This window comes from Mucilaginibacter sp. P4_D1, assembly GCF_056401935.1.
In genome coordinates this window covers 39,931-53,992 of the sequence record NZ_JBFUIJ010000038.1, presented here as the reverse complement: position 1 = coordinate 53,992, position 14,062 = coordinate 39,931, and the positions used below count along the sequence as shown (strand labels likewise).

Annotated in this window: 9 protein-coding genes and 5 tRNA genes; all 14 read right to left on the bottom strand. The window is 40.6% G+C overall.

The window, feature by feature from the left end:
- Positions 1-343: 343 nt before the first annotated feature.
- Entirely contained in the window at positions 344-4,633 is a 4,290-nt protein-coding gene (gene rpoC / locus AC1DV1_RS24165) for a DNA-directed RNA polymerase subunit beta' (RefSeq protein WP_477364718.1), read from the bottom strand.
- A gap of 107 nt (positions 4,634-4,740) precedes the next feature.
- Positions 4,741-8,544, bottom strand: coding sequence for a DNA-directed RNA polymerase subunit beta (gene rpoB / locus AC1DV1_RS24160; protein ID WP_477364715.1), 3,804 nt, complete (start codon positions 8,542-8,544; stop codon positions 4,741-4,743).
- A gap of 226 nt (positions 8,545-8,770) precedes the next feature.
- Positions 8,771-9,154, bottom strand: a complete 384-nt coding sequence (rplL, locus tag AC1DV1_RS24155) for a 50S ribosomal protein L7/L12 (protein ID WP_477364712.1) — start codon at positions 9,152-9,154, stop codon at positions 8,771-8,773.
- A gap of 63 nt (positions 9,155-9,217) precedes the next feature.
- A complete protein-coding gene (gene rplJ / locus AC1DV1_RS24150) occupies positions 9,218-9,736 on the bottom strand; it encodes a 50S ribosomal protein L10 (RefSeq protein WP_477364709.1) in 519 nt (172 codons plus the stop codon).
- A gap of 2 nt (positions 9,737-9,738) precedes the next feature.
- A complete protein-coding gene (rplA, locus tag AC1DV1_RS24145) occupies positions 9,739-10,437 on the bottom strand; it encodes a 50S ribosomal protein L1 (RefSeq protein WP_090642963.1) in 699 nt (232 codons plus the stop codon).
- A 98-nt stretch (positions 10,438-10,535) separates the two neighbouring features.
- Complete coding sequence (gene rplK, locus AC1DV1_RS24140) at positions 10,536-10,976, bottom strand: 50S ribosomal protein L11 (RefSeq protein ID WP_090642959.1); 441 nt, start codon at positions 10,974-10,976, stop codon at positions 10,536-10,538.
- Between the two features lie 189 nt (positions 10,977-11,165).
- Positions 11,166-11,708 (bottom strand): transcription termination/antitermination protein NusG, encoded by a 543-nt coding sequence (nusG, locus tag AC1DV1_RS24135; RefSeq protein ID WP_076374894.1) that lies wholly within the window; start codon positions 11,706-11,708, stop codon positions 11,166-11,168.
- Positions 11,709-11,724: 16 nt separating this feature from the next.
- Positions 11,725-11,919, bottom strand: a complete 195-nt coding sequence (secE, locus tag AC1DV1_RS24130) for a preprotein translocase subunit SecE (RefSeq protein WP_477364706.1) — start codon at positions 11,917-11,919, stop codon at positions 11,725-11,727.
- Between the two features lie 18 nt (positions 11,920-11,937).
- Positions 11,938-12,008 (bottom strand) — tRNA-Trp (locus AC1DV1_RS24125).
- Between the two features lie 76 nt (positions 12,009-12,084).
- Entirely contained in the window at positions 12,085-13,272 is a 1,188-nt protein-coding gene (gene tuf / locus AC1DV1_RS24120) for an elongation factor Tu (protein WP_090642950.1), read from the bottom strand.
- A 67-nt stretch (positions 13,273-13,339) separates the two neighbouring features.
- Positions 13,340-13,411: transfer RNA gene (locus tag AC1DV1_RS24115), tRNA-Thr, on the bottom strand.
- A gap of 94 nt (positions 13,412-13,505) precedes the next feature.
- A tRNA-Gly gene (locus AC1DV1_RS24110) sits at positions 13,506-13,578 on the bottom strand.
- A 154-nt stretch (positions 13,579-13,732) separates the two neighbouring features.
- A tRNA-Tyr gene (locus AC1DV1_RS24105) sits at positions 13,733-13,813 on the bottom strand.
- A 66-nt stretch (positions 13,814-13,879) separates the two neighbouring features.
- Positions 13,880-13,952, bottom strand: a tRNA-Thr gene (locus AC1DV1_RS24100).
- Positions 13,953-14,062 lie beyond the last annotated feature (110 nt).

Below are 14,062 nucleotides of genomic sequence, written 5' to 3'. Positions count from 1 at the left end.
AACGATTTACATTAGTTGGCTTATTAATTGTATGTAAATAAAATTCAGGGTGTTGCCCTATTTGGGTCGGTACCCCTATTATTTGATTTTTCGGATATCACGATCGACTCAAACTAAAACATACATAACCGGTATGTTCAAAACAGCAAAATGGATCACAAATGTTGGCACATCTATGCAGAATTTTAATGTCGAAAATGAGATTAGCAAGAACATGGGTAATTATTAATGCGAATATTTAAGTGAACTTTATATCAACATTATCATTCAATTATTAGTCATAAAACAAAGAGACCGCATCATTTTATGTATGATACGGCCTCTTTTCATTATTTATAAAAGCTTATGCTTCTACTTCTTCAGCTTTTGAAGCCATTAAGCGGTCAAACTCTTCCTGTGAGCCTACACGGATATTTTCGTATTCGCGTAAACCTGTACCTGAAGGTATTAAGTGACCAACAATAACGTTTTCTTTCAAGCCAAGCATGTTGTCTTTTTTACCTGCGATTGCCGCTTCGTTCAGTACCTTGGTAGTCTCCTGGAACGACGCTGCAGAGATAAACGATTTGGTACCTAATGAGGCCCTGGTGATACCTTGCAGTATCGGGCTTGATGTTGCTGCGATAGCATCGCGCACTTCAACCAATTTCAAATCTTTACGTTTTAAAATCGAGTTCTCATCACGTAACCTTCTCAATGATACTATCTGACCAGCTTTTAATGTATTTGAATCACCTGGCTCAACTACAACTTTCTTGTCAAATATCTCGTCGTTTTCGTTCATGAAATCCCAGCTGTCAACAGCTTCACGCTCTAAGAAACGGGTATCGCCCGCATCTTCGATAGCTACTTTCTGCATCATCTGGTGAACGATAACTTCAAAGTGTTTATCATTAATTTTCACACCCTGTAAACGGTAAACCTCTTGTATACCATTTACCAGGTACTCCTGTACTGCAGCCGGGCCTTTAATAGCCAGGATGTCTGCTGGTGATATTGAACCATCTGATAACGGCATACCAGCCTTCACAAAGTCGTTATCCTGTACAAGGATGTGTTTTGACAATGGAACAAGGTATTTCTTGATCTGCCCATCTTTTGATTCGATGGTCATTTCGCGGTTACCACGTTTAATACCACCTAAGGTTACCACACCATCAATTTCGGTTACTACAGCCGGGTTAGATGGGTTACGTGCTTCAAACAACTCGGTTACACGTGGTAAACCACCGGTGATATCGCGGGTTTTACCAGTTGAACGAGGGATTTTAGCAATAACCTGTCCGGTTTGTAGTTTCTCGCCTTCTTCAACAGCAATGTGAGCACCTACAGGAATGTTATATCCTTTTATTACGTTACCTTTTGTATCGGTAATCTGGATAACAGGGTTTTTAGTTTTATCCCGGGTATCGATAATTACTTTTTCGCGGTGACCGGTTTGCTCATCAGATTCTTCACGGAAAGTAATACCCTCTAATACAGCTTCAAACTGAGTTAAACCTGCAAATTCAGATATGATAACCGCATTGTACGGATCCCATGAACAAATCCTGTCGCCTTTGGTGATTTTGGCACCATCTTTAACATACAGGTATGAACCATAAGGGATGTTGTTGGTAACAATAACTTTATTGCTTCCCTGCTCAACAATCCTGAACTCGCCAGAACGGCCTAACACCACATCAACTTTACCTTCTTCGGCAGTGTTGAATTCAACCGTACGTACGTTTTCAAATTCGATGATACCATCAAACTTAGCGTTGATCTGTGATTCAGCCGCGATGTTTGACGCGGTACCACCCACGTGGAATGTACGTAATGTTAACTGCGTACCCGGCTCACCGATTGACTGTGCAGCAATTACACCAACAGCCTCGCCTTTTTGCACGCGTTTACCGCTTGCAAGGTTACGGCCATAGCATAAAGCACATACACCTCTCCTGCTTTCGCATGTTAACACCGAACGGATTTCGACACCTTCTAAAGGAGAGTTTTCAATTTTCTTAGAAACCTCTTCTGTCAAATCCTGTCCTGCAGATGCCAGCAATTCACCTGTAATAGGGTCATGAACATCATGCAAGGTAGTACGGCCTAAAATACGATCGTATAATGGCTCAACAATGTCTTCGTTATCTTTTAACGCAGTTGTATAAATACCCCTTAAGGTGCCGCAATCAACTTCGCCTACAATCATATCCTGGGCAACGTCATGCAACCTACGGGTTAAGTAACCAGCATCAGCTGTTTTTAACGCCGTATCCGCCAAACCTTTACGTGCACCGTGGGTTGAGATAAAGTACTCCAATACCGACAAACCTTCTTTAAAGTTTGAAAGGATCGGGTTTTCGATGATCTCGCCACCTGAACCAGATTTTTGAGGCTTAGCCATCAAACCACGCATACCTGCAAGCTGACGAATCTGCTCTTTTGAACCACGCGCTCCGGAATCAAGCATCATATACACCGAGTTGAAGCCCTGGTTATCGTTGCTCAGGATGTCCATCACATTCGCGGTTAAGCGGTTGTTGATACGTGTCCAGATATCGATAATTTGGTTATAACGCTCGTTGTTGGTAATGAAACCCATGTTATAGTTACCCATAACCTCTTCAACCTGTTTTGAAGCTGTTTCGATTAGTGTAACTTTTTCTGCCGGGATATTGATATCTTTCAGGTTAAATGATAAACCACCCTGGAATGCCATCTTGAAACCTAATTCCTTAATATCATCAAGGAATTGTGCTGCACGTGCCATACCGGTAATTTTCACTACCTCGCCAATAATATCACGTAATGATTTTTTGGTAAGCAGTTCATTGATATAACCTACCTCTACAGGTACATGTTCGTTAAACAACACGCGGCCTACAGTAGTATCAATAATTTTGCTTACAATGTTGCCTTCACGGTCTTTTGTAAAAGCTTTCACTTTTATAAAGGCATGCAAGTCAATTTTACGTTCGTTGTAAGCAATAATTACTTCTTCAGACGAGTAAAAAGTTAAACCCTGGCCTTTTACAACACGTCCATCATCAGTTTTACGGCCTTTGGTTATGTAGTACAAACCAAGCACCATGTCTTGTGATGGTACTGTAATAGGAGTACCGTTGGCAGGATTCAAAATATTATGTGATGCAAGCATCAATACCTGGGCTTCCAAAATTGCCGCGTTACCAAGTGGTACGTGAACGGCCATCTGGTCACCGTCAAAATCCGCGTTGAACGCTGTACAGGTTAATGGGTGCAATTGGATTGCTTTACCTTCAACAAGTTTTGGCTGGAACGACTGGATACCCAACCTGTGCAGCGTAGGCGCACGGTTTAGTAACACAGGGTGTCCTTTCAACACGTTTTCCAAAATATCCCAAACTAATGGGTCTTTACGGTCAACAATCTTTTTTGCAGATTTTACCGTTTTAACCACACCACGCTCAATCATTTTGCGGATGATAAATGGTTTAAACAGCTCGGCAGCCATATCTTTTGGTAAACCGCACTCGTGTAATTTAAGGTTTGGCCCTACAACAATTACCGAACGGGCAGAGTAATCCACACGTTTACCTAATAAGTTTTGACGGAAACGGCCTTGTTTACCTTTCAGGATATCCGAAAGTGATTTCAAAGCACGGTTACCTTCAGTTTTAACCGCGTTAACTTTACGTGAGTTGTCAAATAACGAATCTACAGCTTCCTGTAACATACGTTTTTCGTTACGTAAGATAACTTCCGGCGCTTTTATCTCGATCAAACGTTTTAAACGGTTGTTACGGATAATTACACGACGGTAAAGGTCATTCAAATCTGAAGTAGCAAAACGACCACCTTCCAAAGGCACTAACGGACGCAATTCAGGCGGGATAACCGGAACGATTTTAACAATCATCCACTCTGGGTTATTTTCAATCCTGGTTTTTGCGTCACGGAAAGCCTCAACAACCTGTAAACGTTTTAATGCTTCGTTTTTACGTTGTTGTGAAGTTTCGTTTGCTGCCTGGTGGCGTAAGCTAAATGAAAGCTCATCCAGATCAAGGCGTTTTAATAATTCCTCTAAAGCCTCGGCACCCATTTTGGCAACAAATTTCTGAGGGTCTTTGTCGTCAAGGTACTGGTTTTCTTTCGGAAGGGTATCTAATACGTCAAGGTATTCTTCTTCAGTCAGGAAATCCATTTTGTTGATTCCGTCTGATTCTTTGATACCTGCCTGTATTACTACATAGCGCTCGTAGTATATAATTAAGTCTAACCGTTTTGTTGGTAAGCCCAGTAAGTAACCAATTTTATTTGGCAACGAACGGAAGTACCAGATGTGTGCAACAGGAACTACAAGGTTAATGTGGCCCATGCGCTCGCGACGAACTTTCTTTTCGGTTACTTCAACACCACAACGGTCGCAAACTATACCCTTGTAACGGATACGTTTGTATTTACCGCAATGGCACTCATAATCTTTAACCGGACCAAAAATACGCTCGCAGAATAAACCATCACGCTCAGGCTTATAGGTCCTGTAGTTGATGGTTTCTGGTTTTAAAACCTCACCGCTTGAACGCTCAAGAATGGACTCCGGAGAGGCCAGGCTGATCGTAATCGTGGTGAAATTACTTTTGATTTTATTATCCTTTTTGTAAGACATAGTCTCCTTGTTTTTTTAAAGTTTGAGGTGAAAGGTAAAAGGTGAAAGGTAAAAGGTTTTTGACATCACGCCTTAAACCTTTCACCTTTAGCCTTTAAGCTTTAACCTTATTCTAATGTGATATCTAAACCTAAACCTCTTAATTCATGAACCAATACGTTGAATGATTCAGGAACTGATGGTGTTGGCAGGTTTTCACCTTTAACAATAGCCTCATAAGTTTTGGCACGGCCGATAACATCATCCGATTTAACGGTTAATATCTCTTGCAGGATATTGGCAGCACCAAATGCTTCCAATGCCCAAACCTCCATCTCACCAAAACGCTGACCACCAAACTGGGCTTTACCACCCAATGGCTGTTGTGTAATTAATGAGTAAGGCCCAATAGAACGTGCGTGCATCTTATCATCAACCATGTGACCCAATTTCAGCATATAAATAATACCTACTGTGGTTTGTTGGTCAAAACGGTCGCCTGTTAAGCCGTTGTATAAATAGGTACGGCCAGATTCTGGTAGGTTTGCTTTTTTAACCCACTCCTCAACTTCGGTATGGCTTGCACCATCAAAAATTGGGGTAGCGAATTTAATGCCTAACTCTTTACCTGCCCAACCTAATACGGTTTCATATATCTGCCCTAAGTTCATACGTGAAGGTACACCCAGCGGGTTCAACACAATATCAACCGGTGTTCCGTCTTCAAGGAAAGGCATATCCTCATCACGTACAATACGTGCAACAATACCTTTATTACCGTGACGACCAGCCATTTTATCACCTACTTTAAGCTTACGCTTTTTAGCGATGTAAACTTTAGCCATTTGAACTATACCTGATGGCAGCTCATCACCCACGCTGATAGCAAATTTATCACGACGGTAAGCGCCCAACTCTTCATTAACTTTGATGTTGTAGTTATGAAGTAGGGTTTTTATCTGGTCGTTTTTATCATCATCAGTTGTCCATTTAGTTGGGTTGATATTTTCATAGCTAAGCTCAACTAAAATTTTCTGGGTGAATTTTACACCTTTAGGTACATGAAGCTCTTTGTAAACATTGTAAACACCTTGTGATGTTTTACCGTTTACAATCTCAAATAACTTTTCAATCAAAGTGTTTTTAAGATCTTTTACTGCTTTATCATGTTTGTTATCCAGTTTCTCTAACTGCGCTTTCTCTTCGGCTTTCGACGTTTTCTTAGCACGGCTAAACAATTTGGTATCTATAACCACACCTGCAATTGAAGGTGGAGTTTTTAAAGATGCATCCTTAACATCACCTGCCTTATCACCAAAAATGGCGCGTAACAGTTTTTCTTCCGGTGATGGGTCAGATTCGCCTTTAGGGGTAATCTTACCAATCAGGATGTCGCCTTCCTTAACCTCGGCACCTACACGGATAATACCGTCTTCGTCAAGATCTTTAGTGGCTTCTTCTGATACGTTAGGGATATCTGGTGTTAATTCTTCTTCACCACGTTTGGTATCACGTACTTCCAATTCAAATTCTTCAACGTGAAGCGAAGTGAAAATATCCTGTGAAACAACGCGCTCAGAGATCACGATAGCATCCTCAAAGTTGTAACCTTGCCAAGGCATGAAAGCCACTTTTAAGTTACGGCCCAAGGCAAGCTCGCCTGCCTGTGTTGCGTAACCTTCGCAAAGCACCTCTCCTTTTGATACCCTCTGGCCTTTTTTAACAATTGGCTTAAGGTTCATGGTAGTACTTTGGTTGGTTTTCTTGAACTTGGTTAAACGGTAGCTTTTTGAATCGCCATCAAAAGATATCAGGCGGTCAAGCTCGTTACGGTCATATTTAATACGGATTTCGTTAGCATCTACATATTCAACCACACCATCGCCTTCGGCATTGATTAGTGTACGTGAATCTTTAGCCACACGGCCTTCCAAACCGGTACCAACAATTGGCGCTTCAGGGCGTAACAAAGGTACAGCCTGGCGTTGCATGTTTGATCCCATCAAGGCACGGTTAGCATCATCATGTTCAAGGAACGGAATCAGCGAAGCGGCGATAGAAGTGATCTGGTTTGGCGCAATATCCATTAAATCAAGTTTCTCCGGATCAATGATTGGGAAGTCACCTTCAAAACGGGCTTTTACTTTTGGTAAAGCAAATACACCATTATCATCATAATGCGCGTTTGCCTGGCCAATTGTTTTACCATCTTCATCTTCGGCAGATAAATAGATAACCGGCTCCTGAACCTGTACTTTACCTTCAACCACACGTTTGTACGGGGTTTCGATAAAGCCTAAGTTATTGATCTTGGCGTGTACGCAAAGTGACGAAATCAAACCAATGTTTGGTCCTTCCGGAGTTTCGATGGTACATAACCTACCGTAGTGGGTATAGTGTACGTCACGAACCTCGAAACCTGCACGCTCACGTGACAGACCACCGGGCCCAAGGGCTGACAGACGACGCTTGTGCGTAATCTCTGCCAGTGGATTGGTTTGGTCCATAAACTGTGATAACTGGTTAGTTCCGAAGAACGAGTTGATCACAGATGATAGCGTACGTGCATTGATCAGGTCGGTTGGTGTAAATACCTCGTTGTCGCGGATGTTCATACGCTCACGAATAGTACGTGCCATACGAGCCAAACCAACACCAAACTGGGCATATAATTGCTCGCCCACTGTACGAACACGACGGTTTGACAAGTGGTCAATATCATCCACCTCGGCTTTTGAGTTGATCAGTTTGATCAAATATTTTACGATGGCGATAATATCCTGTTTGGTTAATACCTTAGTTTCATCAGAGGTATTTAATTTCAATTTACGGTTGATGCGGTAGCGGCCCACATCACCCAGGTCATATCTTTTATCCGAGAAGAACAAACGATCGATGATACCACGTGCAGTTTCCTCATCAGGTGGTTCGGCGTTACGTAATTGACGATAGATATGCTCTACCGCTTCTTTTTCAGAGTTTGAAGTATCCTTTTGTAAAGTGTTATATATAATAGTATAATCACCGCTGGTTGAAGCATCTTCCTTGTTCAGGATGATGGTTTTAACGCCAGCATCAATGATCATATCAATATGGTCATCTTCTAATACAGTTTCACGCTCAAGGATAATTTCGTTACGGTCGATAGATACCACTTCACCGGTATCCTCGTCCACAAAATCTTCTACCCATTTTTTGAGTACCCTTGCAGCAAGCTTACGGCCAATGAATTTCTTCAGGCCCGATTTGCTAACCTTTACTTCGTCGGCCAGTTCAAATAACTCCAGGATATCTTTATCAGAGTCATAACCAATGGCACGAAGCAACGTGGTAACCGGGAATTTCTTTTTACGGTCGATATAAGCATACATCACGTTGTTAACGTCTGTAGCAAACTCAATCCATGAACCCTTGAAAGGAATAACACGGGCAGAGTATAATTTTGTACCGTTGGTGTGGCGGCTTTGGCCAAAGAATACACCTGGTGAACGGTGTAACTGCGATACAATTACACGCTCGGCACCGTTAATAACAAATGTACCTTTAGGCGTCATGTAAGGGATTGTACCCAAATAAACGTCTTGTACAATTGTTTCAAAATCTTCGTGCTCCTCATCATTACATGACAGGCGAAGCTTGGCTTTTAATGGTACGCTATAAGTTAATCCGCGCTCGATACACTCTTGTATATCATAACGTGGCGGATCAATAAAGTAATCCAGAAACTCTAAAACGAAGATGTTCCTTGAATCTGAGATCGGAAAATTTTCAGCAAACACTTTAAACAAACCTTCTTTATAGCGGTTGTCTGAGGTGGTTTCCAATTGAAAAAATTCCTGGAAAGATTGTAACTGAACATCCAGGAAATCGGGGTAATCAAGTACCTTTCTACTGGTTGCAAAGTTTACTCTTTGATTAATGTTGTTTGCCAAGGTGTTTAATTTTTAGTTTATTAATAAACTTATTGTAGATGTGAGATTTGAGATGTGAGATTTGAGACGGAAATGATGTTTTAAAGACTTTAGCGTTACTAATAAACGGCAAAGTCTCCTATCTCAAATCTCATATCTATTATCTTCTCAATCCAAACCTTTATAAACAGCAATAGACCCCGACCAAAATAGGTCGGAGTCTCATGCTATATTTTATTGGGTTAACTTATTTAACCTCAACTACTGCTCCAGCTTCTTCTAATTGTTTTTTCAAAGATTCAGCTTCTTCTTTAGTTACACCAGTTTTAACTTCTTTTGGTGCACTGTCAACAAGATCTTTAGCTTCTTTCAAACCTAAGCCAGTTAAGTCTTTTACTAATTTAACAACTGCTAATTTAGCGCCGCCTGCTTCTTTCAGGATAACGTCAAATGCAGTTTGTACTGCTTCAGCAGCAGGAGCGTCATCGCCACCAGCCGGAGCAGCAGCAACAGCAACAGCTGCAGCAGCAGGCTCAATACCATACTCGTCTTTTAAGATCTGAGCTAATTCGTTTACTTCCTTTACTGTTAAGTTTACCAACTGTTCAGCAAACGCTTTTAAATCCGCCATTTTATTTAAATTTTACTTTTAATGCTTTTTGTTTATTGTTATCTAACTTTAATGAGGTGTTAGTTAACCTCTTTCTTGTAATGTTTTTACCAAACCTGCGATAGTATTTCCGCCTGATTGCAGTGCAGAAATAACATTCTTGGCTGGTGATTGCAATAATCCGATAACTTCGCCTATCAGCTGCTCTTTTGATTTCAACTTGATCAACGTATCGATCTGGTTGTCGCCAATAAATATTGCTGAATCAATATAAGCTGCTTTTAAAATCGGTTTGTCACTTTTTTTCCTTAATTGTTTAATCAACTTTGCCGGAGCAGTTGCTGATTTTGAAAAAAGGATTGATGATGAACCTTTTAATACATCAAATATTGGAGTGTAATCGCCACCTGCAGCTTCCATAGCTTTTTTAATCAAGCTATTTTTTGCCACTTTCATCGTGATTTCGCTTTGGAAACACTGACGACGGATATCGTTGATCTTTGCAACTGTTAAATTAGAGGTATCAGTAATATAGAAATTACCAAACTCTTTCATTTGCTCAGTAAGGGCAAGAACAAGGTCGTATTTTTCTTCTTTATTCATGATTAGATCCCCGCTACTGATTTAGTTTCAACTGTTATTCCAGGAGACATGGTTGAAGAGATATGAATGCTCTTGAAATATGTTCCTTTTGCTGCTGATGGTTTTAATTTTGAGATAGTTTGCAATACTTCTAATGCATTCTCATAAATTTTATCTGCAGGGAATGATGCTTTTCCTATTGAGGTATGGATAATACCTGTTTTATCAACCTTGAAGTCGATTTTACCGCCTTTTACCTCAGTTACAGCTTTTCCAACTTCTGGAGTTACTGTTCCTGATTTAGGGTTTGGCATAAGGTTACGCGGGCCTAAAATTCTACCCAAACGACCTACCTTAGCCATTACGCTTGGCATAGTGATGATAATATCAACGTCAGTCCATCCGCCTTCAATCTTGGCAATATATTCATCCAAACCTACGTAATCCGCACCTGCATCTTTAGCTTCTTGTTCCTTATCAGGAGTACAAAGCACCAATACACGTACAGTTTTACCGGTTCCATGAGGTAATGTTGCAATACCACGTACCATTTGATTGGCTTTACGCGGGTCAACACCTAAACGAACGTCTATATCAACTGATGAATCAAATTTAGTTAAGGTTAATTCCTTTACCAAAGCTGATGCAGCTTCTAATGAATACGATTTGTTTGCCTCAATTTTGGAGAGTGCCGCTTTTTGATTTTTTGTTAATCTAGCCACTGTCTTAAACTGATTTTGTATAAATTAATAATTTAAAATTTTGTTTTCAGATTTTTGATTCAGGATTTAACTCCTAATCTATTTCTTCAATTCAAAATTTAGTTCCAGGGAGCCGTACCTGATACGGTGATTCCCATACTACGGGCAGTACCTGCCACCATTTTCATGGCTGATTCTACAGTAAATGCATTTAAATCTACCATTTTATCTTTGGCTATAGTTTCAACCTGCTCCCAATTTACATTGGCAACTTTTTTACGGTTGGGTTCAGCCGAACCACTTTTTAAACCTGTAACTTCCAATAACTGGATTGCAACAGGAGGGGTTTTGATGATAAATTCGAAAGATTTGTCAACATAAACAGTAATCAAAACAGGCAACACTTTTCCAGCTTTATCCTGGGTACGTGCATTAAATTGCTTGCAAAACTCCATGATGTTCACACCTTTTGCACCCAATGCAGGGCCAATTGGAGGTGATGGGTTTGCGGCGCCGCCTTTAACCTGCAGCTTTACCATTGCACCGATCTCTTTTGCCATTTTAATTTACTTTAATTATAACTCAATGTTAGTAAGTGGAAGCTAAGTAACATTTAAGGTTTTTGAGGTATCAAGTAGTTAGTATCAAGTATCAAGACCTTTACTGCTTTATCCTTATATTTTATCAATGTATCATTCATCATATCCGTTCTGCAAATCATCTTGCTACCTGATACTAACTACTTGATACTATTCTTTTTCAACTTGCATGTAATTCAATTCAAGCGGCGTACGGCGCCCGAATATCTTTACCATAACTTTTAATTTCTTTTTCTCTTCGTTAACTTCTTCGATAACACCGCTGAAGCCATTGAAAGGTCCGTCCATTACTTTTACGTTTTCGCCTATGTAGTAAGGTACGTTCATTGTTTCGCCCTGGGCACTCATTTCATCAACCTTACCTAAAATACGGTTAACTTCGGCCTGGCGCAGTGGGATAGCATTACCGGCTTTATCGCCTAAAAACCCTATAACACTGTTTATATTTTTGATGATGTGTTCGGTTTCGCCATCCAATACGGCTTCCATCAATACATAGCCCGGAAAGTAGTTACGCTCTTTAGCAATCTTTTTTCCATCGCGCATCTGGTAATACTTTTCTGTTGGTATTAATACCTGTGGTACCAAATGGGTAATGCCCAAACGACTAATTTCGGCATCTATATATTGTTTAACCTTTTTTTCTTTACCACTTATGGCCCTAACTACATACCACTTCAATTGATCACTCATCGCTATCTCCTAAATATTATGTAAGTGAACTATAAAATGCTTTAAGCAAATAAGCTATGATCTGATCCATACCTAAAATAACCATGGCAATGATAATTGCAGCAACCAATACCAATATGGCACTGCTTTGCAACTCACGCCAGGTTGGCCAGGTTACCTTCTCAGTTAACTCGATGTATGATTCTTTAATATATTCAGTTACGTTAGCCATTTTTAAACTTTGCTTATGCACGGGAACAAGGATTCGAACCCTGATCAAAGGTTTTGGAGACCTCTATTCTACCGTTGAACTATTCCCGTGTATATTTTATAATAAGAAAACATAAGTTTACTTTTTACAGTAAACTTATGTTTCCAATTAACCTTTTTGAAATTCTTATTTCAAAATTTCAGTTACCTGGCCAGCACCTACTGTTCTGCCACCTTCACGGATAGCGAAACGTAAGCCTTTTTCCATAGCGATAGCGTTGATCAATTTTACAGTGATGGTAACGTTATCACCAGGCATAACCATTTCTACACCTTCGGCCAATGAAATTTCACCGGTTACGTCAGTTGTACGGAAATAGAATTGCGGGCGGTATTTGTTGAAGAATGGAGTGTGACGGCCACCTTCTGCTTTTGATAATACGTATACTTCTGCTTTAAAGTCGGTGTGTGGAGTTACTGAACCTGGTTTGCAAATAACCATACCACGACGGATATCAGTTTTTTCAATACCACGTAACAATAAACCTACGTTGTCACCAGCTTCGCCGCGATCAAGGATCTTACGGAACATCTCAACACCAGTTACAGTTGATTTCAAGTTTTCGGCACCCATACCAAGGATGTCAACTTGCTCACCTGAGTTGATTACACCACGCTCAATACGACCGGTAGCAACAGTACCACGACCAGTGATTGAGAATACGTCTTCAACAGGCATTAAGAAAGGAAGATCTGTCAAACGTGGAGGGATAGGGATAAAGTTATCAACAGCATCCATCAACTCCATGATTTTACCAACCCAGGTAGGATCGCCGTTAAGACCACCTAATGCAGAACCCTGGATTACTGGGATATCATCACCTGGATATTCGTAGAATGATAATAATTCACGAATTTCCATTTCTACTAATTCTAATAATTCCGGATCATCAACCATGTCAACCTTGTTCATGAAAACAACAAGTGCAGGTACACCTACCTGACGTGCCAACAGGATGTGTTCGCGGGTTTGTGGCATCGGACCATCAGTTGCAGCAACTACAATGATTGCACCGTCCATTTGAGCAGCACCTGTAACCATGTTTTTCACATAATCCGCGTGACCTGGACAGTCAACGTGAGCGTAGTGACGGTTAGCAGTTGAGTACTCAACGTGCGCGGTGTTAATTGTAATACCACGTTCTTTTTCTTCAGGAGCTGAGTCAATTGAATCAAATGAACGAGCTTCTGATAAACCTGCATCAGCTAAAACTTTAGTGATAGCTGCAGTAAGGGTTGTTTTGCCGTGGTCAACGTGACCGATTGTACCGATGTTTAAATGCGGTTTACTGCGGTCAAACTTTTCTTTTGCCATGATTTATAATTATTTGTAGGTTAATTTATACTTAAAAATGTATTCTTTATTATGTTTTATTCTGTTGAGCCAACAATGGGATTTGAACCCATGACCTCTTCCTTACCAAGGAAGTGCTCTACCCCTGAGCTACGTCGGCTTATTTTTTTAGTTTGCAGTTATCAGTTGCTAGTTTGCAGTTGCTAGTTAATGATAACTATAAACCACCTACGGCCAACTGCCTTCTGTAACCGAGCGGAAGACGAGGTTCGAACTCGCGACCTATAGCTTGGAAGGCTATCGCTCTACCAACTGAGCTACTTCCGCTTGTTTATTTTCAGTTTTCGGTTTGCGGTTTTCAGTTGGCGCCGCGCCTGCTGATAATACAAATTCGTAAACCTTTTTTAATCAAGTTAGCAGTTCCCAATCATCTGATAACTTTAACTGCTATCTGAAAACTGAAAACTGCCTACTCAATAAGTGGGGAGAGAAGGATTCGAACCTTCGTAGCCGAAGCAGCGGATTTACAGTCCGCCCCATTTGACCGCTCTGGTATCTCCCCAGTTGTTGATTTCGGATTTGTGGTGTCCAAGATTGAAGCTAAACATCACACCTCCGAAAAAAACAGAGCCTCCTATCGGGATCGAACCAATGACCTACTGATTACAAGTCAGTCGCTCTACCAGCTGAGCTAAGGAGGCTTATTTTTTATTTTACTCTTTCAATTACCGTAACCCTGGGGTTCCGTTTATCGAGCGGCAAAACTAATAAGTTTTTTATATTTTAAAGAACATTCTTTACAAAAATTTAC